We start from the raw sequence: 21,936 nt of genomic DNA, 5'->3' as shown, positions 1-21,936 counted from the left end.
GTCCCTCTTGTGCATGGAGTTTTTCGATGAGTCGCCGTGGCCTGCTGCTGTTCCTGACCGTGGCTGTCCTGTGGGGGACCCCCTACCTCCTGATCAGCATCGCCCTGGAGGGCCTGGAGCCCGTGAGCGTGGTGGCCGCACGCGTCACCCTGGGAGCCGTCATCCTGCTGCCGTTGGCATGGCGACGCGGCCTTCCACAACTGCTGGGCAAGAACTGGCGCCCGCTGTTTTTCCTCGCCAGAGTAGAAGTCATGCGCCTTTCACACTGATCGCCATAGGCGAGCGTACGGTTCCCTCCGGCCTCACAGGAGTGCTCATCGCCACCGAGCCCTTGTTCATCCTGGGCGCTCAGTTTCTTCTGGGGCCGATGAGAGCGCCTGGCACGCGGCGCACGCGCCGGCGTCGCCCTCGGCTTCCTCGGCGTGGTCCTTCTGCTCGGGGTCAAGGTGTGGGCGGGGTCCCGTACTCGCGCTGGCCGCGGCGGCCTGCTACGCGGTGGGCGCCTTGATGATGCACCGGCTCTTTCCCAACGTGCCGCCCCTGACTGTCACTGCAGGCATGCTGGCCCTCGCCGCAGGCCCGCTCTTGCTCGCTGCTGGGGCCCTCGAGCCGACACCGCACCGCCCGGGTCCTGCTCGCAGTAGCCGCGCTCGGAGCCGCCTGCACTGCGGGCGGCTTCACCTGCTTCTTCGCCCTGGCCGGCGCCGAGGGCCCGGCACGGGCATCCTTCATCACCTACGTCGCCGCCGTCGTGGCAGGTGTAGTCGTGCTTGGCGAACCCCTTACACCACACGCGGTGGCCGGCGCCTTGCTCATTCTCCTCGGGGCTGCCGTGGCCGCCCGGCGGCCCGCACAAAAGCACACAGCGTCTTCGTCAATTCCGGTGCCGGAAAGGAATGGTCCCGATGCACATGGTGCCTCCGTTGCGACAACTGGCAAGTCGGACGTGTCCAGTGAGGCAGAACAATCCTGAGCTCCAGATGCCTCCGGAGAGCATCTCCTTCACGTATACCAGCCGGAAGGAAGCAGCGGCTGCTCTCCGAGGAAACCAACCGGTGATCGCCGTCCATCGATTATCCGGGCACCTCGTCTGCCCGGAGCGCGGGGCCTGCTCGAAACTTCGGGTGTTCACCGACTTTCCGTGAAAGAGCGCGACTGTACGACGCGATCGGCGGTGCCTACACCGCGAACCGCCCTTTCGAGTCTGGAACCGGTCGGTGTGGATGTCCACGCCGCCGATGACCAAACGGCGGCCACCTACGCCCGAGGCCTCGACGCCCTCGGCCAACTTGCAGCCGAATGCCAGGGCGGCTCCGCACACCGGTGGAGGCTACAAGGACGGCAAGGGCTTACCTCCCCAGGCTGCACCTCTTTGCCCTGGTGCTGCGCCCCAGTGCAGCAAGCGCCACGCCACGCGTGCCGGTCGAGCGCCGTGGGATCACGTGGCGCCCACCCATCCGCGAGGCGTGACTCAGGTCACATGTAGAGGTGGCAACGTTGCTTTGTTCCGCTGCGTATCCCTTCGCGCAATCAGCAAGGCCAATCGGAGGATGCCGGATGAACACATGGCATGCCGGAAATGGCAGGTGCTCGTAGTGGGCGTCCGGACATGGCACGTCTGGCGGAAAAAGGCTGAAGCCGCTTCATTGAATAGTGAAGCCGGGGTGCGAGCTGCCTATCACGAGTATGGCGGCGAACTTCTGGGCTTCGCTCATAACCAGCTCGATGACCCGCAGTTGGCGGAGGAGGTCGTGCAGGAGGTATTTCTGCGGGCCTGGCGTGCTTCGGATTCTTTCGACAGCAAGCGCAGCAGCCTGCGGACCTGGCTCTACTCCATTGCCCGCAACGCGATCGTCGACGCACGCCGGCGCCGGGAGGCCCGGCCGCCCATGGCCCAAGCAGACCATGCAGAGCAGGCCACGGTAGCGGGAGAGATCGATCCCTACGACCAGTTGCTTGCGCGGATAGAGCTGCGCGAAGCCCTGGGCAGGCTCAGGCCCGAGCACCGGGAGGTGATCATCCAGGTGTACTTCCTGGGCAGGACCTGCGCCGACGTGGCCGATGACCTGGGCCTTGCGGCTTCCAGTGCTCGTAGCCGGCTCTACCACGGCATCCGGGCACTGCGCGGCATTCTCGATGAGAACGGATGGCTGGCACCATGAACGACTTCTGCAGTGCGATCCGCGAGGAGGTCACCGAACTCCTGCTGCTGGGCAGGCCCTTGCCCGCCCCTCTCGCCCGCCACGTGGCGTCGTGCAAAGGATGCTCCGAGGAAGCGGAAGGAGTGCGCAGGGTCATGCGCACCTTCGAGCGTGCGGACTCCCCCCACGTCGCGTACGGCTTCAAGACTGGCCAGACATCGCCTGCTGCAGCCCCGACGCGCAAGCAGGGACGCGTCCGCCGTCGGGCGGCGGCGGGAATCGCATCTTTGGTGCTGGCAGCGTGCGCAGCCTTCTCAACGGTCGTGGCCACCTCCGGCAACGACTCCCATACATCGGCCACCTCGGTCCACGTCGCTCAGGACGGCGAGATGGTTGCGCACCCTTGGGGCACCGAAATCCCGGTGGCGCTGTCCGGGCTGGAGGACGGCAGCACCTACCGGCTGATGACAGGCAACGCCCGTGGTGAACGGCTCCAGGCTGGAAGCGTGCAGGCGAGCGACCAAAGTAATGCCCCCATGCGTGTCAGGCTGACCACGGCCATGCGCAAGGACACCATCACCACGCTCTACGTCCAGGATGCGGACGGGCACTTCATCGCCCAAACCCCTGTGGGACCACACCCCAGCACCTGACTCGGGGCGATTACCGCCCCGACCTAGACCACCCGAATCAGGCCGGCAGCGTGCACGGCCCCCTCAACGCGCCTCAGAGGTGCACCTTATATGGAGGTTTGTTAGTGATTTCCATCAAAAAGACTGCGCGAGCCGCGGCAGTGCTGACGGGCATCGGTGCCGCAGCCCTCGGAGCGGTGAGTATCGCCCAGGCCGACACGTCTGCCTCTGCTTCCAGTCGGAGCAGCGGAGTGACGACCACTGCTGGCGACGGCACATCGGTGTCCGTGCCGGTCTCGGGCCGCGACCGCGTGTACACCGCTGACCAGACATCCAACACAGTCACGGTCATCGACCCGTCCACCAACAAGACGCTGGGTACGATCGCTCTCGGTGCGCAGCGTCTGGGGGCCACCCTCAGCCCGCAGTACACCGACAACGTGGGCGTGCATGGTCTGGCCTTCTCTCGTGATGACACGCGCCTGGGTGTCGTGAGCGTCACAAGCAACACCGTCGACATCATCGACACCGCCACCAACAAGGTGATCAACGAAACTGACGTTGGCCGTGCCTCCCACGAGGGCACCTTCACCGCGGACGGCAAGCAGTTCTGGGTTGCAGACCGCGGTCGGGACACGGTCACCGTCGTCGACGCGGTCCACGGCGGCGTGGTCACCAACATTAAGGTCGGCGACGGACCCTCCAAGGTCGTCCTCAGCCCCGACGGCAAGACCGCCTACATCAACCACATCAGCGCACCCGAGATCACGGTGGTCAATGTCCGCACTCACAAGGTCAGCTACACCATCAAGGGCCTTGGGGACACCTTCTCTTCCGACGAGGCGATCTCGCCCGATGGCAAGGAGCTGTGGGCCGCGCACAAGCGTGTCGGCATGACCAGTGTTATCGATCTCGAGCACCGCAAGGTCGCCGCCGTGCTGAAGACTGGGCCGGACACGAACCACCCCAACTTCGCCGACACGAAGAATGGCTCGTTCGCCTATCTGACTGTGGGCGGCCTCGACCAGACCCTGGTCTACCGCCGCAACCCCGGTGGCACACCGCAGCTGATGACGCGCATCCACGACACCGGGCATGCGCCACACGGCCTGTGGCCCAGTGGGGACGGCACCCGCATGTACGTGGGCATGGAGAAGTCCGACGCGGTCGACGTCATCGACACTGCCACCAACAAGGTCATCGACACCGTCAGCACCGGCCAGGAGCCCCAGGCCTTGGTATACGTGCCCAACGCGGCGCCCGCCGGATCCGCCGCCAATCTCGGGCGCCAGGGACTCGGTAACTCGCCGCGCAACGTGCCCACCGCCCTGCCCGACGGAACGGCGGGCGAGACCATGCGTCCCGACAACACGGGCCGTCAGCTGGAGGCCACCGTCAGGCCGGTGAGCGGGCTCGACATGATCCAGCTCCAAGCCCGCGGCCTTCAGGCAACCACCACCTACCAGGCGTACGTGGTCCAGAAGGACGGCAGCAAGATTCCTCTGCTGTCGTTCACCACAGACTCCGCAGGCAACGCCCCGCAGGTCCTGGCTTTCGCCAACTTCACCGGGGTGAGCGTATCCCTCACCTCCGAGGGCAAGGCCACCGCCCAGACGCTGGCCCGGTTGTCTTCGGCGGTCGCTTCCATGCACCCCGGGTCGGACAGCGCCGTTGAGGCTGCCGACCTTCTGTACTGTGACTGCTGCTGAAAGGCTTCACGCCACCATGACACGCCTATCTCGCATCCGCTCCATCTGTAGCGCACGCCGGGCAGCGGCGGTGCTGGGAACTGCTGCGGGAACGCTCCTGCTGTTCGCGGGGACCGCCTCGGCACACGTGCGGGTGTTCTCCGAGGGCGCCAAGGAGGGAAGCCCGGCCACCCTGCAATTCCGGGTCCCCTCCGAGAAAGCGGACGTCACCACCGTCCGTGTTGACGTCGCACTCCCCAGGGGAGTCGTGCCCGCTTCTGTGCCGCCGGCTTCGGGATGGACATGGAAAGAGGGCGTATCCCCTACCGACAGGGCAACCCACATCATTTGGACGGCTGCCGCGGGCCACGAGATCAAGCCGGACGACCACCGCTACTTTGACATGCAGGTGGGGCCGCTCCCGAAGAGGGCAAGCATCGCTTTCGATGTGGCCCAGACCTACTCGGACGGGTCGGTCGTGAACTGGAATGAGCGGCAGACAGGCGGCAAGGAACCAGACTTTCCGGCGCCCGTACTCGTCCTTGATGCTGCCTCAGCCAAAGCCGAACTGATCCGTCAGGAGGAATCGGCGCAGCAAACGCCGACTGCCACGGCGTCCCCCGCCCCAGTGGCTGCCGCCCACGAAGAAGGCGTAGGCAGGGTGCCATGGATCTCGTGGACTGTTGCCGGCACCGCCGTCCTGGGTGCAGGCGCGGTGGTCGTCCTGCGCCGCGGAAACCCCGACAGAACGGGAACCCAGTAGCGGTGCGGATCTGACCGTATGACGAGCGGTGAGGCAGGGGCCAGCCCTTGCCTCACCGCTTCGCGAACGCTGATCCCGCGCCGGCCCTCGCCAACCGAAGGCTGCGGCCGCGAACGTGGACGAGGCAGCGGCCACCGCCTTCGCCATCAGGTACTCAGCGGGATGAGCTAGTCGCCGATCGTCTGCCCGTCGCCTGCGAATTCGTCCTGTTCATCGGCGGGTTGGTGTCGCTGCCTCGTGAGTCATTGCTGTCAACACGGCGGGCGGCTGCGGTACTTGCAGTCAGCATGTCAAAGGGTGCCCTTGGTCTCGTATCGGCGAGGGTGACCTGCGACTGGGAAGTGCGCGCGGCACGATGACCCTGGCCAGCTCTGGTTTGGTGGCGAAGGGTCGTTCATCGGAGATGTAGGGGGCGCGGCAGTGCTCACGATCGTCCGTCCGGGACTTGGGCAGGTAGGGCTCGCGGTCCGCCAGGGCTCGGCCGAGGGAGGGTGTTGTCGACGATGAACACTCCGCCGCCCTCGCCGAAGACCGCCGAGGGCGCTCTCCTCATTCAGCGGCTGGAACCCCTGACCCATTCGCCAGGATCAATGCAACTTAAAGAAAACTGAACGCAATTGAGATCCATTCAGAATAATCGCGGCTCCCGCGATTGAAAGAGCGCCCACAGCCTGCATGGCGGCGAACCACAGCGGACACATCCCGGGGATCAGATCGATAGCAATGCTCAGGGACGGAATGCCGATTGAGATGAAACGCAGGCGTTGATAAGCCCGATGTGCTCCCCTGGAGGCCCGGGCGACCAGTAGGAAGGCCAGCCCTGCGCTTGCAAGAACTCCGACAGACCGAACCCACATGAACGGGGTTGTTTGCTTTTCAGTCAGGGCGAGGATGGCAACCACTATCAGGACCGCAGTGCTCAGTGCGCCGTAAGCAGCGAGAAGGGTCTTCGTCTGCCTGAAGGCTCGCCGAACCTGGGGATGGTTGAAATGAACCGTCGGGGCGGCAACCTGATGCGTGGGCTCCATGGCTTCGTCCTCCATCGTTCTCTTTAGCGTGCTGAGCCGAGCGGTCACTGTCGATCGCTCTCTGGATAGATCCGGTCCTACGGGCGACCAGGTTCTCCGGCAGGATGCGCGTTTGGCTCGGACTCGAGATCAAAGAGCGGGTTGGACCGGGCTCCTCCCCGCGGACTCCCCAAACTGGCCGACCGTCCTCAAGCTCAAGGTTGTCGTGCGGCCGCGGGGACCTGGAGCTGTCTCACGCGCCTCCCACCAGCTGCCTCAGGACGGGCATCGCGGCTGTCGTCGGTCAGGCACACACCCTTGCCACCAACTGATGGCCAAGGCGCTACGGCGTCGCAGGTCCGCAGTTCGAACGACGCCAGGCCCGATCAGTAGACACCGCAGTATCTAAGTTGAGGAAACCATAGTTCCTTACCTGTGCCAAGGTGAAGGCCCCCCAAGGGGTGCCGACTGCCGGCGGTCGCGGACAACCGCGGCCTCCTCGGAGGATCGGGTTCCTCGGCAAATGCCGCTGGTGAGCGGACGGCGCGCGGGTGGCGAGGTGGGATCGCCGACCCCTAGGCATCAGGTTGCCGCAGGGGTCGAATCGGTTGAGGGTCGGAAAGCCCCAGAGCGGTGGCGAAGCAACCTCGCGCCGTGGTGAACGCTTGCTCACGCGTGTTCATGCATTGGCTTGGCAAGGGCGGCAATTCGAACGTGGTGGGGAGTTTGCGCAGGTCGGGTTGCTGGGCCCGCCTCCGCGGCGCGAATCGGGAAGGCACGCCCATTCCCAGCGTAGTCACCGGCGAAGGCTCCACCGAACCCGGCTCCCTGATCGACGAGGTCGTGCGCGGGGCGCGCGCCGAATGCTTGCCGCCGCCTTGGAAGCCGAAGTCAACGAGCACGTAGCCGAGTTGGCGGGCGAGACGGACCGCAGCTGGGCCGGTGGAGGTGAAGGCTCCTCGGGTGAACGACCGCCGAATCGATGAGGCCACCGGGGAGCGGAAGCGGTCCTCCTCCGAGATCCTGCCGCCCTGGTGCCGCAAGTCACCGAAGATCTCTGAGGTGATGCCGCTGCTATATCTGCACGGGCCATTTTCCGGCGACTTTGTCCCGGCGCTGGAGCAGTTCCTCGGCGGGGCGTAGGGCCTGTCCGCAGCTACCGAGACCCGGCTGACGAAGCAGTGGCAGGAGGACCACGCCGCCTTCTCTGACCGGGACCTGTCGGACCGCGACTACGTGTACGTGTGGGCCGATGGCGTACACCCCGAGGTCCGGCTCGGACAGGCGCACTCGTGCGTGCTGGTCCTGCTCGGGGTGCGGTTGGGCGGCAGCAAGGAGCTGATCGCGCTGGCCGAGGGCCTGCGCGAGTCGACCGAGTCATGGGCCGACCTGCTGCGCGACTGCCGCAGGCGCGGCGTGCGTGGCCCTGAGCTGGTCGTCGGTGACGGTGCGATGGGGCTGTGGAAGCCGCTGGCCGAGGTGTTCCCGACTGCCCGCCATCAGCGGTGCCGGGTGCACAAGGCCCGCAATGTCACGGACCGTCTTCCGAAATCCACTCAGCCGTGCGCAACCGCGACGAAGGACTACAACGCTGATGACCGCGCTCACGCGGAGAAAGCGATTGAGGCGTTCGCCAAGACTTACGGCGCGAATGGGCCCAAAGCCGTGGCAAAGATCACCGACGAAGCCGAGGAACTCCTGGCGTTCTACGACTTCCCGGCCGAGCACCGTATCCACCTGCGGACCACCAACCCGATCGAGTCAACGTTCTCCACGGTCAAGCTGCGCACCAAGTTCACTCGCGGTTCGGGTAACCCCGCCGCAGCCCTCGCGCTGGTGTTCAAGCTCGTCGAGTCCGCCCGGCCCGCTGGCGCGCGATCGCTGGAGCGCGCCTGGTGCCCCTGGTCCGCGCCGGCACGAGGTTCGAGAACGGCGTCCTGGCCGAGCGGTCCGAGGCCGCCGTCGCCTGAGCGCGCCCCACCCGACTACAACTCGGCTTGGTCACGCGGCGTGGGCACGTTACGGCCGGGAGATTCCGCTGCCACGGTCTGGCGCAGCACGTCGTAGCCCACGAACTCGAACAGACGGGTGCCGCGGCGCAGAGGTTGAGGTGCTCCGACGAACCGGTGCGCACCGACCCCGAAGCCCACGTCTGCTGCCGATAGCCACCGCAATTCGAAGTCTTGCGCTTCGAACCATTCGCAGATCAGCGGTACCCGGTCGGGCGCGGCGCGATGTCGGGTCCAGATGACGGTGCCGCCGGTCCTGCACAGTTGATTGCAGGCCGCGATGGTGCGCTCCATGTCGGCGTCGGTGATGTTGCCGAAGACTCCACAGATGAGGACGAGGTCCGCGGGGGCCAGGTCCTCGTAATGGTCGACGAGCGAGGCGTCGCCGGTCACAACCTCAACCTGCCGCAAGCCGGCCCGGCCAGCCCTTTCTGCAGCAGCCTCAGTGTTACGCGGGTCCAGCTCGACAAGCCTCGTCCTCACAGAGCCGCGGCGGGGGTGATCGGCCAGAACGTCCAGAAGATCGCGGCCGTCGCCAGCGCAGAGGCTGATCACCTTCAACCCACCCGCAGGGGCATCAGACAGGGCAGCGCGAACCTGTGCTTGAACTGCCCGCAGTCGTCGCGCCATCCACGAGTCGGCCACGTCGTACTGATCGTGCCAGGTGCCCCAGTCCATGGGCGGACGCTACGACCACTTGCCCCCACAGGCGACCCAATTCTGATCACCGGGCCGGCACGCTGTGATCCACAGGTCTTGACAATTGCTCGTCAACTTTTCGGCCTGACTTCAACTGCCCTGCCTGACTACGCCAGTGCATACACGAACCCGATCAACTGCAATCCGGTCCAGATGAAAGGGATCGGGGGTGGGGCATGGCAGGAGCGTGGCAGCGGGCCTGCATTTCGATCGCAGTCAAGATGTATCCAGAGCTGTCCGCGAAGTACCGCGAGACCAGCTGCGTCGCCGGGATACTTCTCGACCAGGACGCTCCCCAGTACGTCCAGCTGCACGCCGGCGCGAACGGCATGAGACCGGGTGAACACCGGCGGGGCGCGCCGAGCGGGCACATCATCGGGTAGGGGACCTTCGGCGGGGCAACGTTGCACAGCGTCTCCCGCGACCTCTTCCGGCGCCGACGTCAGGCATGAACGCCGGTCTGGGGCCGTGGTGCACCGAACCAGGTGGACAGCGCCGTGCGTAGCGCCGCGGTGTCCGCTGACGCGCTCGGTACGGGCGCCCAGTCCAGGACACCGTCCGGGCGGACCAGGGCAGCGGTCACATCTCGCCGTCCGAGTACCAGGGCGGAGGCGAGATCGACCCGGTCAGCCACGGAGCAGCTTTCGCGGCCAGAGGGCTGGTCTGTGGGGTGTGCAGGTGGAGCGGCCGCCCATCGGACATCAGTGAGTGCAGGACGCCAAGAGCCCGTTTGACTGGAGCCACCCCGGCCGTTGCCCTTCTCGTGGCCTGACGACCTGGCGGAGCTGATGACCGGCCCGCGTCCAGGTCCGCGTGGGTGGTGCCCGGTCGACAACTTGCTCTGCTCTTGACAGGACCAGTTGCCGGTTGGGCTTAGGAGGATCCGAGGCCTTAGTAACCTACGGCGACCTCCATCCACTGTGGGTTCTGCATGCTGGTGTACGCGGCCTGACCCGCCACGTCGTCGTAGGGGAAGCCGTACGCGAGGTGGTTGATGCCGTGGTCGTGCCAGTATTTGGCGTACCAGTTGGCAGGGTCCGCGGGGTAGAACTTTGACGGGTCCTGCTGCTGTGCAGCCGGCAGGTCTGCCGTGTGCCGGTTCAGAGCCGCGCACAGACTCGCATTGGCGGCGAGGGAACCCGCGCATCCGAAGATGTTGGAGCTGGATTCGTTGACGCCGACCGAGTTCGCGTAGGCAGCGAAGTAGTTGGCGTTAGCGCCGCCCGCGCGGAAGCTCGGGTCACTGCCCGGGGCGATGATCCGGTATGGCGCTTGGGTCTGAGCCAGCACCTTGAACTGCTGTGGCACGGAGTCCTGGAAGTTCTGGAATACCTGGTCGCGGCTCATCGTGAAGAGGTCTTGCGTATCGCCCAGTTGGATTTCCTGCCCGCTGTGCGAGTGCAACCGGATGGCCAGCGGCAGGCCCCACGCGTCCACGCGCGTTGTGTTGCCGCTGAAGTCCGCCGTGCCGGTGGTGAACTCGATGAAGTCGTAGTACTGGCCGTTCGGGGCGCCGACGTAGAAGTACATACGCTGGGCGGGGCCAGCGACGATGTCGACGTAGGGCTGCTCGGCGATGGAGCGCACCTGCCCGTTGTAACTCCAGTAGACCTGGCTGTCCGGGTAAGCGCCCTCGGTGCGGTTGAGTACCTTCACCTTCATCACGGCCGATGACGCCGGGATATCGTCAGTGGTCCCCCAGAAGTCATCCGCGGGCGCGGTTCCGCCGCCGTCTCCGGAGCTCCCGTAGACCTGGAACTCGTACAGCGAGTACCCGTACGCAGTGGCACGCTGCGTACCGTACATTCGGACGTACCGCCCGGTGCCGTTTACGTTCAGGTTCTGTACGCCACCCGTGCCAGCGCTGGTCGAGTAGAGCGTGGTCCAGGGGCCGCTTGCGCTCGTGGCTGTCTGAATGTCGAAGGTTTTGGCGTACGCCGTCTCCCACTTCAGGGTGACCTGCGTGATGTTCTGCACGGTTCCGAGGTCGACCTGGAGCCACTGGGGGTCACTGAACGAGCTGGACCAGCGGGTTTGGTCGCTGCCGTCCACGGCCTGCGTGGCGCTGTAGGCGGCGTTCTCAACCGAGGAGGCGGTAGCAGGCCTTCCCTGGGAGAGCAGGGTGCTGGCCGCGAGTGCGGGCGACTGCGCGGCCGCGGTCAGGCCAAGGGCGGCGACGAGCATTATCAGGAGGGCCAGGACGACGGAAGGCCGGGGCTGTATCCGTCCTGGTGAGCGGTGCGGCAAAGCGGTGACTGACACAGGCATACTCCTCAACCGGGTGGGGGACCGTGACGGAGATCGATGGCGCTGAGCCGAGAGCGCTCTCTGGCGCAGAGATGATTGCAAGCACAGATTCAACAGTCAACGAGTTGTTCGAAAGCTCTCCGATTCACAGGAAAGCCCGTTCGAGTCTTGAACTGTTGGTGGGGTCACTCCGCTGGACGGGTACGTCCCGCAACCGGCTGCTGCTTCCCAACATCGGCGATACCTGCCTGGTTTCCGGGGCCTTGACCCGACTGGCCTGACTCGCGTGGCCTCCCACCGGGCTGACCTGATGATCTGTCAGTGCGGCGCGCCCACTGCCCTGCCACGTCGGTATGGACACCGCCATCATCGAGGTCAGGCCTGCGGGCGACACAACGGCGGTCGCGACGGCCGCTCCAAGCGGGCGGTCAGGTATCGGTGGCGTCGGGGCGGGCAGACCGGGAGGCGACCTGCAGCTTCACCTCAGTCGCTGCACCGCATGGCGCGACATGACCCCCGACCGAGGGTGTTTGAATCTCGGCTGCTTGTGGGAAGAGCCCGACGCATGGGCGATCAGCCCGTCCGTCACCCTCCGCCCCACTCGACAGTGGTTTGTGCCGAAGGCCCCGGCTCCGGAAGCGCCAGGATGCCGTGCCAAGCTTGGCCGTATGCAGCCTTCCACCGCTTCCTACGAAGAACGCCTCGCTGCCCCCCGCTCGTGGTGGCTGAACAGTCTTCTTTTGGGTGTCTCCTTCGCCCTCATCTTTCTCCCCTTTGGCCCTCTACCACTGCTCGGCGGCCTGGTCGGCGGTACGGCCATGGCGGCACTTGTCGTCAGCGCGTATGGCTCGCCGCGTATTCGTGTAGTGGGCGGTTTCCTGATCGCGGGCGAGGCCAAGATCCCGGTTGGTGCGCTGGGCGAGGCGGATGTGCTGGATGAGGAGCAGGCTCGCGCTTGGCGGACGTACAAGGCCGACACCCGGGCGTTCCTGCTGCTGCGCGCGTACATCCCGACTGCGCTGCGCGTTGAGGTCGTCGACCCCGAGGACCCCACGCCGTACCTGTATCTGTCGACGCGGGAGCCGCAGAGGCTGGCGATGGCGCTCGAGGCGGCGCGCCAAGCCCATGCCGAAACAGCGCAGGGCAAACACCCTTAGTGCGGATGGTGCTCGCGCCACGCTCGGAGGAGGAAGCCGAACCGGCCTGCGACCGGAAGCTCGTCACAAGAGGGCCGCGAAGCTGCTGACAGCGGCACGGAGCACTGCTACGGGCAAACTTCCGCTCGTGGCAAAGGAGGTCAGGCGCTGGGGCCATCGCTTCCGGCGCCGTCACGGGGTGCACCGGCCGGCATGAGCAGGTGGGCGATGTCCCGGGCGACCGCGCTGATCTTCTCGTCGGGCGCTGTCAGCCCCTGCGAGGCCAGCAGCACGATGTTGACGCTGAGCAGTGCGGCGCGCAGCCGCAATTCTTCCTCGACCGTCGCCGCCGGCCCGGCGAGGATCTTGAAGAGTTCGCTGAGTCGGGCGACGGCATTCTCCCGGCCGGGATATAGGTCGCGCACAACGCGCTGGTTGGCGAGCGCGAACCGTATGACAGGCATACCGTCCCCGCTCGCGAGATCGACCATCCGGTCCACGGCGCGGATCCGCAGGTCCGGCCCGGCGGGCTGCTCCCTAGCCCAGGCGACCGTGGCGTCGAGGGCATCAAGGTATTCGGTGAACAGAGAGCGGACGATGTCCTCCTTGCTGCTGAAGTGGTAATACAGGGCGGCCTTGGTGATGCCCAGACGCTCGGCGATCTCCCGCAGGGAGGTTGCCTCGTATCCCTGCGCGGTGAACAGCTCGATGGCCACCTGACGAATCTCGGCCTTCGTATCGCTGCCCCGTCGTTGCCCTGCCCCTGGCATCCTCGCCCCCTCCCGTGAGGCGCTTCCCGTTGGAACGCCTAACTCGATCGTCGTCGCGCGGCACCGGCTTGCCAACTTACCGGGCGACAAGTAATCTACTAACCGGCCGGTAAGTGATGGCATAGGGTCGAAGGGTCTGAGTGGAACCGGCCTGCTTCGTCCGAACACTCCGCCCGGCCTTTCTGTGCGTGCCGGGTGGCCGTCCTTTGCTGAAAGGGCCGTGCACCGTGACGCAGACAGCATCGGCATCGGCCGACGCCGAGATGGCCCAACTGCCACGCTTCACCCACCGCGAGATCATGGTGACGATGAGCGGGCTGGTTGTCGCCATGCTACTGGCCATGCTGGACAACATGATCGTGGCGCCCGCGCTGCCCACGATCGTGGGCGACCTCGGAGGCCTCAACCACCTTGCCTGGGTGACGACCGGCTACATCCTTGCCTCAACTGCCGCCACCCCGATCTGGGGCAAATTGGGTGACCTGCTCGGCCGCCGCATCACTTTCCTGTCCTCCATTGCCCTCTTCCTGATCGGCTCCGCGCTGTGCGGTATGTCGCAGAACATGGGGGAGCTGGTGGGGTTCCGTGCCCTGCAGGGGCTGGGTGCGGGCGGTTTGATGGTGGGCGTCATGGCGGTACTGGCCGACATCATCCCGCCTCGGGACCGCAGTAAGTACCAGGGCATGATGATGGCCGTCATGCCGGTTGCCATGATCGGCGGTCCGTTGGCCGGCGGCTTCATCACCGACCATCTCACCTGGCGCTGGGCCTTCTACGTGAATCTGCCGCTGGGCATCGTCGCGCTCATGGTGTGCTGGTTCGTCCTGGCGAAGCTGCCCCGATCTTCCGGTCGGGTGGATGTCGACTGGGCGGGTGCCGTGCTGCTCACCACCTGGATCACCACGCTGGTTCTGATTACAAGCTGGGGCGGCACCGAGTACGCGTGGAACTCGCCGGTGATCGTCGGTCTGGTCCTGGCCACCGTGGTGGGCTTCTCGGCATTCGTCCTGGTCGAACGCCGCGTCGCAGAGCCGATCATGCCGCTGTCGGTCTTCACAAACCGCAACTTCAGCCTGTCCGGCGCCCTCAGCTTCGTCGTCGGTTTCGCACTGTTCGGCGGAGTGACCCTGCTGCCGCAATTCCAGCAGTACGTACAAGGCTCCTCGGCCACCAGTAGCGGACTGTTGCTGATGCCGATGATGATCGCCGCCATGACGTTCTCCCTCGGTGGCGGCGCCCTGATCAGCCGTACCGGCCGCTATCGCGCCATACCGATCGCGGGCAGTGTGCTGATGTCGACCGGACTCCTCCTCTTCGCCACCATGGGCCCCGACACCTCACGCATCCTCACCTCGCTCTACATGGTCGTCCTCGGTGCCGGCATGGGCTGCCTGATGCAGACCACCATGCTCATCGCCCAAAACAGCGCTCCACCACGCGATATGGGCGCCGCCACCGGCGCCGCCACGTTCCTGCGTAACATGGGCGGCTCTCTCGGCGTCTCTGTCCTCGGTGCCCTCTACACCCACACCCTCGCTGACTCCTTCACCTCTGGAGCAGGCGCCGTGGCCCATACGGCCGGCTCCGCCGGCACGGTGGCCCAGATGACCCCCGAGGTGCTGCGCGCTTTGCCCGAGGCGGTGCGACACTCCTTCGCCCAGGCCGTCAGCGACGGCATCGACACCGCCTTCGCCTGGGGCGCGGGCACCGCAGTGATCGGCATCGTGTTCGCCCTGTTCATTCGCCACGTCCCCCTGCGCGGTTACGCCGGCGAATCGAGTACCGCATCCAAGTCGGCGGATGCGCTTGCGCCGGGTCAGCCGTCCACCCCCTCAGCCGCCCCCCGTTCGGCCGGCTGACATGGCCGCCCCCTCCCATGCAATGCCGAAGACAGGCGGCACACGCACGATGACTGCAGGTACCACCCGCGACCGCATCACGCAGACGGCTCTCAAGCTCTTCACCGCCAAGGGATACGACAAGACCTCGCTACGGGAAATCGCGGAGCACCTCGGCGTCACCAAGGCGGCCGTGTATTACCACTTCAAGACGAAGGAGGACATCCTCACTGCCCTCTTCGCGGAGCGGATCCGACCGGTCGAAGCCCTCATCGCCTGGATGCAAGGCCAAGCGCCCGGACCGAGCACCCGGCAGGAGGCGCTGCGCCGTTACGCAGCCGAAGTCGCTCACGTCACGCCGCTTTTCGGAATCTTCCAGGACAACGGCGGCGCCCTGCGTAACCTCGCGATTGCGGCCACGTACCGCGACGTCATGAAGGGCCTCATGGACCTCTTCCTGGACCCCGAGGCCGACCTTGCCAGCCAGCTCCGTTGCGTCCTCGCCCTGCTCGTCGTCCATGGAGCCCCCCAAGCGCTGGCGGGAATCGGGAACAGTACAAAAGAGGAGCGTGCCGCGGCTCTGGCTGTCGCGCTGGAACTCCTTGTCTCCGCGGACTCCGCCAGGTTCCTGCTCGGAGATGCCCACGCCTCGGAGGCGCAACTGCCGCTGTAGGTCCGGGAGTTCACAAGAAGCGCCGGAGCGGAGATTCCGCGATGCACGACACGGCTGGCACAATGATCCACATGTCCCCAGGGCTCAAGATCGGATTGCTCGGAGCTGCCGCCATCGCACCGAGCGCATTGATCAATCCGGCACGTCAGGTATCCGGCGTGACTGTGACCGCAGTGGCGGCTCGCGACCGCACTCGTGCCGAGAAGTTTGCCCGCAAACACGACATCCCCGTCGTGCACGCCGATTACGAAACGCTGCTTGCCGATCCCCAGGTGGACGCCGTCTACGTGCCTCTCCCCAATAGCCTGCACGCAGAGTGGACCCTCAAGGCACTGCAGGCCGGCAAGCACGTGCTGTGCGAGAAGCCCATGACCGCCAACCGTGATGAGGCTGAACGGGTCGCGAAAGCCGCCGACGCGGCTTTCGCACGCAGTGGTCTGGTGGTGATGGAAGCTTTTCACTACCGCCACCACCCACTTGCCGCTCGGATGCTTGAGATCGCGAATAGCGGCGAACTCGGTGAATTGCACCGCGTGGAGGCCGAGGTGTGTTTCCCGCTGCCTCGGTTCAGTGACATCCGCTACGACTACGCACTCGCGGGCGGAGCGGCGATGGACGCAGGCTGTTACGCCGTGCACGCCGTACGACTTCTCGCCGGAAGCGACCCGACGGTGACCACCGCACAGATGCTTACACTGCGCAAGGACCGGCGTGTCGACCGTGCGATGACCGCAGAGCTGACGTTCCCGGGCGGGGTAACCGGCAGAGTACGTGCGTCGATGTGGTCGCGGCGCGTGCTGTCGATCCGAGCCCGGGCCATCGGGTCGGCGGGTGAACTGCGGGTGACCAATTTCGTGATGCCGCAGCTCTACCACCAACTCACCGTCCGCGCATCGCACGACGGGGGCCGCGTCGTGAGACGGGAACGCCTGCCTCGCCAACCGTCGAGTTACGTCTGCCAGCTCGCGGCATTCACCTCGGCAGTGCGCGATGGAGGTCCCGTCATCACGTCGTCGGCAGACGCCGTGGCAAACATGGGCGTCCTAGACGAGATCTACCGCAGTTGCGGACTGCCCCTCCGCGGCGAGAGAAAGGGCCGATGAGGCACCGCAACGTCCCACCCGCTCGCGGCCCGTACTGTGCAGTACCGGAGAGCTGCAAGTAAGCCTGTGTGGGGGGCGCGACAAGGGGCGAGCCCACCTGCCGCAGGAACAGGTGGGCTGGCGCCCCTATGGATACGCGGCGCACTTGGTGGCCGAGGCCGTGGCGTCTTTTGGGGTTCGCGGTGCTAAGCCAAATGGCGGTTCCGGTCGGTCGGTTGGCCGGGCGTTACTGCGTCGTCTGCACCTGAAGCGGCGTGCCCGTCCCGAACCATGTGCCCAGGGCCTCAATGAGAGCATCGGTGTCCGGCGAGGCATTTGGGGTGGCGGCCCAGGCGAGCACGCCGTCGGGCCGGATGAGGGCGGCGGTGAGATCGCGTCGGCCGAGGACGAGCGCATCGACGACGTGCAGCCGATCCGCCCAAGGCCGCGCTGCTGCTGCGGCGGACTCAGCCGGGGGTGTATACAGCAGGACGGGCCGGCCGTCGCGCATGAGCGAGTACAGGGTGGCGTCGTCGACGACGAAGTCCGGCAGATGGCCGCCGATCAGGTCGTGATCGCTTCCCGGGGCGTAGGGCAGCTGGTAGCGCACGTTGATGCCGGTGAGCATGCCGCCGATGAAGCGGTTGACCTGGGGAAGGTCCATGAGGTCGCTGAAGATGTCGCGGAGAGCCTCGACGTAGGGGGTGGCTGCCAGCAGCGCCGTCTGCGCGCGGGTGTTGTGGACGACACCTGCGCCGACTGGATGGCGTTCGCTGGTGTAGGTGTCGAGGAGCCGGGCGTCGCTGGTCCCCTGGACGACTGCAGCGAGCTTCCATCCGAGGTTCACGGCGTCCATGATGCCGAGGCTGAGGCCCTGGCCGCCCATGGGGGAGTGCACGTGGGCAGCGTCACCGGCGAGGAGGACCCGGCCCATGCGGTAGGTGGCTGCGTGCCGCGAGTTGTCCTGGGTGCGACGCCCTTCCCGCATCTCGAGGATCACAGGGGAGGCGCCGCTGGTCCGGTTGATCGCCTCGCGTATTTCGGTCTCGGTCAGGGGGGCGTGGTCACGGTTCACGCTTTTGTCGATGGGCTCGGTCACCCGCACACGGACCCATCCATCGTGGACGCCGCCGTGTTGCAGGCGTCCCCGGGGGGAGTTGACCGGTGCGGGAAATGTCTCGGGGTCGGCGACCTTGAGCCGGGCAATCCTGGTGAGGAAGCCGCCGTCGACGCCGGGAAAATCGAATCCGGCGAGCTTGCGGACTGAGGACCGGCCGCCGTCACATCCCACGGCATAGGCCGCCTTGAACTGACGGTCGCCCTCTGGGGTTTCCACCGTCAGCTCGACGCCCGTGGTGTCCTGTGTCAATGCAGTGACGCGGTGGCTGCGCAGCACCGTAGCGCCGAGCTTGGTGGCGTGTTCGGTGAGTACCTGTTCCAGTTCGGGTTGCCAGAGGGCGGCCCCCATCCGGTTGTCCCCCTCGGGGATCAGGTGCGTGGGGGTCAGCTTGTGGATCCAGGCGAAGTGGCCGAACGCGCTGCCCATGTCCTGCTGGTAGTTGACTCTGCCGGCCTGGTGCTGGCTGTACAGACGGCGCCCTAGCCCCCGGCGGCGCAACGCTTCGCTGCCCAACACGCCGACACCCCGGCCCTTTTGCAGCGGGTCGGGTTCGGACAGCTGCTCGACGATCACGGCGTGGACTCCGGCGATCTCCAGCTCGGATGCGAGTACGAGTCCGACTGGTCCTGCTCCCACGATGACGACTGCGCTTTCACTGCTCACGTGCCCGCCTTCGATTAAGAAACTCTAGTACCTTATGCAGGAAACCACGGTTTCCCGCTTGAGGCAATCGCGTGGGTCGCCAGAGGTCATGCCGGCCCGAGCCGGGCGGAAGTGGGCGAGTGACGGGCGTTGCGCGTGTTGGCCTTGGCGGAAGGATCTCCTGGAAAGAGGCAGACGCGGCTGTGCTGTGTGGCTTCGATAGTGACTGTGGCTGGCGCGGAAGGGGGGTGTCTCGGCAGCGGGCCTGGCAGTGTTGAACCGTGCACCCATCGGTTGGCTGGTCGGTGGCTTTTGTTGGCTGATAACCGATTTTTCCCGCCCTGTGACCGGCCCGGTCAGGTGGCAGATGCGACAGGGCGCGGATAGCTCTGCTGTGATCTCGATGCCGCTGTCGGCGGGTAAGGCCGATGGTTTCGGCGCTTCCCGCCGCACCGCAGGCCGCAGCAGGAAACATGAGGTCCCCGGGCAGCCAGCCGGTTCGTCGCCGTGCTGGCTTCTTGGGGCACCGGTCACTCCCGGGCGATCAGAAGGAACCGTGGTACCTTGAGGAGGCGCCTGCCGAAATCGACAGGTATGTGCGAGTCGGGGGAGACGTGGCCGGTCAGACAGAGGGGCCTACCGCGAAGCCGGGCGTCCGGACACGGCGCCGGGGAGCTGCACTCGAAGCAGCCATCCTCAGCGCAGCCTGGGACGTACTGGTCACCGACGGCTATGAAAATGTCACCATGGATGCGGTCGCCGCCCGCGCGGGAACCAGCAAGCCGGTGCTGTATCGGCGCTGGTCGAGCCGGGCCGAACTGTTGCTGGCCGCCATCCTCGACAAGGTCCCCACCTCGAGCAACCCGGACGAGGATCACGGTGATTTGCGTTCCGACCTCATCGCCCTGCTCCGCCCGCTCGCGGATCGGTTCGCAAACGTTTCCCCCGAGGTCGTCGGACAGTTGAACGCAGCAATGCTGAATGATGCGGAACTGACGCGGCTGCTGTACACCCGGGTTGGCCAGGTGGACCTCCGCCCGGCCCTGGAGCGCATCCTCCAACGTGCAACGCAGCGAGGCGAGTACAGCGGCGCGGCCATCCCCGCGCGGGTCGTTGCACTGCCCATGGCGTTGATGCGCGCGGAGTCCCTGCAGGGCCTTCCGGTGCCGGAGGAGTCCATCATCCGCATCGTCGAGGACATCCTGCTGCCCCTGTTCAAGGGACTGCCGGAGCCAGAGCACTCCTCGCGCCGCATGCCGTAACGAGTGGCGCCGATGGCGGCTGTGCATGCTCACCTCGGCCTTGCCCGGCGGCGAGCGACCACGCAGTCTCCAGGCCCGTAGTTTCGGCAAACGGACACCCTGACGCAACCTGGAGCAATAGTCAAGACCTGTGGACGAGATGAGGTGCGGTTGGCGACTCAGTCCTGGACATGTTCGACTCGGTGGGGCTCCGCTCCGCCGAGGTAGAGCATGCAACCCGCGGTCTCGTCCACGTCCTCCGGATCGAAACTCTCTGGTGGCACGACGTAGATTCCGGCGGTGGGGGCGGGAACCCAGCCGAAGTCGCGGGGAGGCTCGTACTCCTCGTAGTGCCCCACGCAGAGGCGAGTGGGAGGGATCGACACCGGCAGACGTCTCCTGCTCGGAGGGCAGGAGGTGCCGGCTCGAAGTGATAGGGGGACCACTCACGGCTTGAGTCGGCCCATGGGAGATGGAATGTCCCGTCCCAGCGAACTTGCCTGGAGCTGTCGATCTCTCCCCATGGCCATTGGAGACAGATGTGGGTCGCATTCACCGAGACGACCCGAGCGCTTGCCGGCTCGCAAGAGACGATCACTTCGTCCCCAATCCGATACGCCATTGTCTGATCACCCCTGTCCCGGTTGTGAAGGACTGAGGATAGATCAAGATCTATGCAGCTGGACTGGCCCCGCCATGGCCCGGCCGACCGCTCTCTGACGTGATCAAGCTACCTGCTGCTCGCGCTCGACGAGGAGGCCGTTCTCGAAGACAGCCCCGGCGCGGACCAGGGGCACGAGATGGGCGCCGGTGATCGCGCGCCAGCGGGCCTGGGCGGACTCGACCAGCTTAAACACCATCGCCAGGGCCGCAGCAGGGCTGCCCGCCCCGCGGGTGACCTTCGTGCGGAGCTTGACCGTGGAGAACGTCGACTCAATCGGGTTCGTGGTCCGCAGGTGGACCCAGTGCTCGGCCGGGAAGTCGTAGAACGCCAACAGTTCCTCGGCGTCGTCGGTGATCTTCGCGACGGCCTTGGGCCACTTCGTGCCGTAGGTCTTCGCGAAGGTCTCGATCGCCTTCTCGGCGTGGGCGCGGTCTTCAGCGTTGTAGATCTCCTGCAGTGCCTTCGTCGCGCTCGACTGTGCTGACTTCGGAAGGCAGTTCGAGACATTGCGGGCCTTGTGGACCCAGCAGCGCTGATGCCGGGCGGCGGGGAACACCTCGGCCAGGGCCCGCCAGAGCCCCATCGCACCGTCTCCGACCACGAGCTCCGGGTCGCGCATGCCGCGGCGGCGGCAGTCTCGCAGCAGGTCGGCCCATGACTCCGTGCTCTCCCGAAGCCCCTCGGCCAGCGCGATCAGCTCCTTGGATCCGTCGAGGCGGACCCCGAGCAGGACCAGGACGCAAGAATGCGCCTGCCCGAGCCGAACCTTGGGATGGACACCGTCCGCCCACACGTAGACGTAGTCCCGGTCTGACAGGTCCCGCTGCTGGAAGGCGGCGTGGTCGTCGCTCCACTGCTTCGTCAGCCGAGTCACCGTCGCGGACGACAGGCCGGACGCGGAGCCGAAGAACTGCTCCAGTGCGGGCACGAAATCCCCGGAGGACAGGCCGTGCAGGTAGAGGAGCGGCAGGACTTCGGAGATCTTCGGGGACTTACGGCACCACGGGGCAAGGATCTTGGAGGAGAACCGCTTGCGCTCGCCGGTCTCGTCATCGACGCGGCGATCGTTGACTCGCGGCGCTGTGACCTCGACCGAGCCGGCCGCGGTGACCACGGTCCTGGGCCGGTGATGGCCGTTGCGGACAACCAGGCGATGCCCACGCTCGTCACGCTCTCCTGCCAACTCGGCTATGTACTGGTTGACTTCGGCTTCCAGTGCGGCGGCGAGCATCCGGCGGGCGCCCTCGCGGACGATCTCGTCGATCAGGGCGCCGGACTGGGTGGTGCCGTCTTCGGTGACTACGCTGAGCACGGGCGTGCCTTCCCGACCCGCGCTGCAACGCGGGCCTACTCGATGACCGTCAAGGGACCACCGGGAAGGTACGCACTCCGCGTTCCACCTGCTGATCCACAGGTCTTGAGCATTGCTCCGCAACCTGCTGTTAACCGGGTCATGGACCTGCTGCACTAGGGCTCAGTGCCAGCGTCCCGAGCCATATAACGTTCACCGATGTATTCGCGCACGGCCTTCATCTGCCAGCACGGACTGCGCGGCCGGGCATCTCCATCGCGGCCGTCGGCAAG

At 66.1% G+C, this 21,936-nt stretch carries 20 protein-coding genes and 1 pseudogene; 13 read left to right on the top strand and 8 right to left on the bottom strand.

The features are described from left to right. Nucleotides 1–26: 26 nt before the first annotated feature. From ACIQJT_RS35325 to ACIQJT_RS35300, 6 genes are all read left to right on the top strand, one after another. Nucleotides 27–269 (top strand): EamA family transporter, encoded by a 243-nt coding sequence (locus tag ACIQJT_RS35325; protein WP_402649836.1) that lies wholly within the window; start codon nt 27–29, stop codon nt 267–269. A gap of 275 nt (nt 270–544) precedes the next feature. Then, nucleotides 545–973, top strand: coding sequence for an EamA family transporter (locus tag ACIQJT_RS35320; RefSeq protein ID WP_402649918.1), 429 nt, complete (start codon nt 545–547; stop codon nt 971–973). A gap of 577 nt (nt 974–1,550) precedes the next feature. Next, nucleotides 1,551–2,162 (top strand): sigma-70 family RNA polymerase sigma factor, encoded by a 612-nt coding sequence (locus tag ACIQJT_RS35315; RefSeq protein ID WP_402649835.1) that lies wholly within the window; start codon nt 1,551–1,553, stop codon nt 2,160–2,162. After that, nucleotides 2,147–2,794, top strand: a complete 648-nt coding sequence (locus ACIQJT_RS35310; protein WP_402649834.1) for a hypothetical protein — start codon at nt 2,147–2,149, stop codon at nt 2,792–2,794. The genes ACIQJT_RS35315 and ACIQJT_RS35310 overlap by 16 nt, the downstream gene beginning before the upstream one ends. A 104-nt stretch (nt 2,795–2,898) precedes the next feature. Beyond that, a complete protein-coding gene (locus ACIQJT_RS35305; RefSeq protein ID WP_402649833.1) occupies nt 2,899–4,482 on the top strand; it encodes a beta-propeller fold lactonase family protein in 1,584 nt (527 codons plus the stop codon). A 16-nt stretch (nt 4,483–4,498) separates the two neighbouring features. Further along, nucleotides 4,499–5,224, top strand: coding sequence for a YcnI family protein (locus ACIQJT_RS35300; RefSeq protein WP_402649917.1), 726 nt, complete (start codon nt 4,499–4,501; stop codon nt 5,222–5,224). Between the two features lie 587 nt (nt 5,225–5,811). Here the strand turns inward: ACIQJT_RS35300 and ACIQJT_RS35295 are convergent. After that, nucleotides 5,812–6,267, bottom strand: coding sequence for a hypothetical protein (locus ACIQJT_RS35295; RefSeq protein ID WP_402649832.1), 456 nt, complete (start codon nt 6,265–6,267; stop codon nt 5,812–5,814). Nucleotides 6,268–7,014: 747 nt separating this feature from the next. Between ACIQJT_RS35295 and ACIQJT_RS35290 the strand changes: the two are divergent. Next, nucleotides 7,015–8,201, top strand: a pseudogene (locus tag ACIQJT_RS35290) (IS256 family transposase). Nucleotides 8,202–8,216: 15 nt separating this feature from the next. On the opposite strand, the gene ACIQJT_RS35285 reads toward ACIQJT_RS35290, so the two are convergent. Continuing rightward, complete coding sequence (locus ACIQJT_RS35285) at nt 8,217–8,918, bottom strand: class I SAM-dependent methyltransferase (protein ID WP_402649831.1); 702 nt, start codon at nt 8,916–8,918, stop codon at nt 8,217–8,219. Nucleotides 8,919–9,160: 242 nt separating this feature from the next. Between ACIQJT_RS35285 and ACIQJT_RS35280 the strand changes: the two genes are divergently transcribed. Beyond that, nucleotides 9,161–9,322: a hypothetical protein gene (locus ACIQJT_RS35280; protein WP_402649830.1), complete on the top strand. Its 162-nt coding sequence runs from the start codon at nt 9,161–9,163 to the stop codon at nt 9,320–9,322. A gap of 59 nt (nt 9,323–9,381) precedes the next feature. Here ACIQJT_RS35280 and ACIQJT_RS35275 read toward each other — a convergent pair whose 3' ends face one another. After that, nucleotides 9,382–9,573: a hypothetical protein gene (locus tag ACIQJT_RS35275; RefSeq protein ID WP_402649829.1), complete on the bottom strand. Its 192-nt coding sequence runs from the start codon at nt 9,571–9,573 to the stop codon at nt 9,382–9,384. 257 nt (nt 9,574–9,830) lie between these two features. Continuing rightward, complete coding sequence (locus ACIQJT_RS35270; protein ID WP_402649828.1) at nt 9,831–11,207, bottom strand: beta-1,3-glucanase family protein; 1,377 nt, start codon at nt 11,205–11,207, stop codon at nt 9,831–9,833. Between the two features lie 647 nt (nt 11,208–11,854). Between ACIQJT_RS35270 and ACIQJT_RS35265 the strand changes: the two genes are divergently transcribed. Continuing rightward, nucleotides 11,855–12,343, top strand: a complete 489-nt coding sequence (locus ACIQJT_RS35265; protein WP_402649827.1) for a DUF3093 domain-containing protein — start codon at nt 11,855–11,857, stop codon at nt 12,341–12,343. A 140-nt stretch (nt 12,344–12,483) separates the two neighbouring features. On the opposite strand, the gene ACIQJT_RS35260 is transcribed toward ACIQJT_RS35265, so the two are convergent. Next, a complete protein-coding gene (locus tag ACIQJT_RS35260) occupies nt 12,484–13,038 on the bottom strand; it encodes a TetR/AcrR family transcriptional regulator (protein WP_402649826.1) in 555 nt (184 codons plus the stop codon). Between the two features lie 317 nt (nt 13,039–13,355). On the opposite strand from ACIQJT_RS35260, the gene ACIQJT_RS35255 reads away from it, so the two are divergent. The 3 genes from ACIQJT_RS35255 to ACIQJT_RS35245 all read left to right on the top strand — a co-directional run bounded on the left by ACIQJT_RS35255 (nt 13,356) and on the right by ACIQJT_RS35245 (nt 16,706). After that, on the top strand, nt 13,356–14,951 hold the full coding sequence (locus ACIQJT_RS35255) for an MDR family MFS transporter (RefSeq protein WP_402649916.1): 1,596 nt from the start codon (nt 13,356–13,358) through the stop codon (nt 14,949–14,951). Nucleotides 14,952–15,000: 49 nt separating this feature from the next. Continuing rightward, the gene (locus ACIQJT_RS35250; protein ID WP_402649825.1) at nt 15,001–15,603 is read left to right on the top strand and encodes a TetR/AcrR family transcriptional regulator; all 603 of its coding nucleotides are present in this window, start codon (nt 15,001–15,003) and stop codon (nt 15,601–15,603) included. Nucleotides 15,604–15,674: 71 nt separating this feature from the next. Further along, entirely contained in the window at nt 15,675–16,706 is a 1,032-nt protein-coding gene (locus ACIQJT_RS35245; protein ID WP_402649824.1) for a Gfo/Idh/MocA family protein, read from the top strand. Between the two features lie 226 nt (nt 16,707–16,932). Here ACIQJT_RS35245 and ACIQJT_RS35240 read toward each other — a convergent pair whose 3' ends face one another. Then, nucleotides 16,933–18,468, bottom strand: a complete 1,536-nt coding sequence (locus ACIQJT_RS35240) for an FAD-dependent monooxygenase (RefSeq protein WP_402649823.1) — start codon at nt 18,466–18,468, stop codon at nt 16,933–16,935. 593 nt (nt 18,469–19,061) lie between these two features. On the opposite strand from ACIQJT_RS35240, the gene ACIQJT_RS35235 reads away from it, so the two are divergent. Continuing rightward, nucleotides 19,062–19,709 carry a TetR/AcrR family transcriptional regulator gene (locus ACIQJT_RS35235; RefSeq protein ID WP_402649822.1) on the top strand — a complete coding sequence of 216 codons (648 nt, stop codon included), beginning with the start codon at nt 19,062–19,064 and terminating at the stop codon, nt 19,707–19,709. A gap of 158 nt (nt 19,710–19,867) precedes the next feature. Here the strand turns inward: ACIQJT_RS35235 and ACIQJT_RS35230 are convergent, their stop codons facing one another. Then, a complete protein-coding gene (locus ACIQJT_RS35230; protein WP_402649821.1) occupies nt 19,868–20,074 on the bottom strand; it encodes a hypothetical protein in 207 nt (68 codons plus the stop codon). Between the two features lie 339 nt (nt 20,075–20,413). Then, on the bottom strand, nt 20,414–21,664 hold the full coding sequence (locus tag ACIQJT_RS35225; protein ID WP_402649820.1) for an IS256 family transposase: 1,251 nt from the start codon (nt 21,662–21,664) through the stop codon (nt 20,414–20,416). Nucleotides 21,665–21,936: the final 272 nt, after the last annotated feature.

Source organism: Streptomyces sp. NPDC091972, from assembly GCF_044756385.1.
GTDB lineage: Bacteria > Actinomycetota > Actinomycetes > Streptomycetales > Streptomycetaceae > Streptomyces.
This window is presented reverse-complemented; position numbering and strand designations above follow the sequence as displayed.

Coding starts and splice junctions, on each gene's coding strand:
- ACIQJT_RS35325 (WP_402649836.1), top strand. CDS start 27: ATGAGTCGCCGTGGCCTGCTGCTGTTCCTGACCGTGGCTGTCCTGTGG.
- ACIQJT_RS35315 (WP_402649835.1), top strand. CDS start 1,551: ATGCCGGATGAACACATGGCATGCCGGAAATGGCAGGTGCTCGTAGTG.
- ACIQJT_RS35310 (WP_402649834.1), top strand. CDS start 2,147: ATGGCTGGCACCATGAACGACTTCTGCAGTGCGATCCGCGAGGAGGTC.
- ACIQJT_RS35300 (WP_402649917.1), top strand. CDS start 4,499: ATGACACGCCTATCTCGCATCCGCTCCATCTGTAGCGCACGCCGGGCA.
- ACIQJT_RS35295 (WP_402649832.1), bottom strand. CDS start 6,267: ATGGAGGACGAAGCCATGGAGCCCACGCATCAGGTTGCCGCCCCGACG.
- ACIQJT_RS35285 (WP_402649831.1), bottom strand. CDS start 8,918: ATGGACTGGGGCACCTGGCACGATCAGTACGACGTGGCCGACTCGTGG.
- ACIQJT_RS35280 (WP_402649830.1), top strand. CDS start 9,161: ATGTATCCAGAGCTGTCCGCGAAGTACCGCGAGACCAGCTGCGTCGCC.
- ACIQJT_RS35270 (WP_402649828.1), bottom strand. CDS start 11,207: ATGCCTGTGTCAGTCACCGCTTTGCCGCACCGCTCACCAGGACGGATA.
- ACIQJT_RS35265 (WP_402649827.1), top strand. CDS start 11,855: ATGCAGCCTTCCACCGCTTCCTACGAAGAACGCCTCGCTGCCCCCCGC.
- ACIQJT_RS35255 (WP_402649916.1), top strand. CDS start 13,356: ATGGCCCAACTGCCACGCTTCACCCACCGCGAGATCATGGTGACGATG.
- ACIQJT_RS35250 (WP_402649825.1), top strand. CDS start 15,001: ATGACTGCAGGTACCACCCGCGACCGCATCACGCAGACGGCTCTCAAG.
- ACIQJT_RS35245 (WP_402649824.1), top strand. CDS start 15,675: ATGTCCCCAGGGCTCAAGATCGGATTGCTCGGAGCTGCCGCCATCGCA.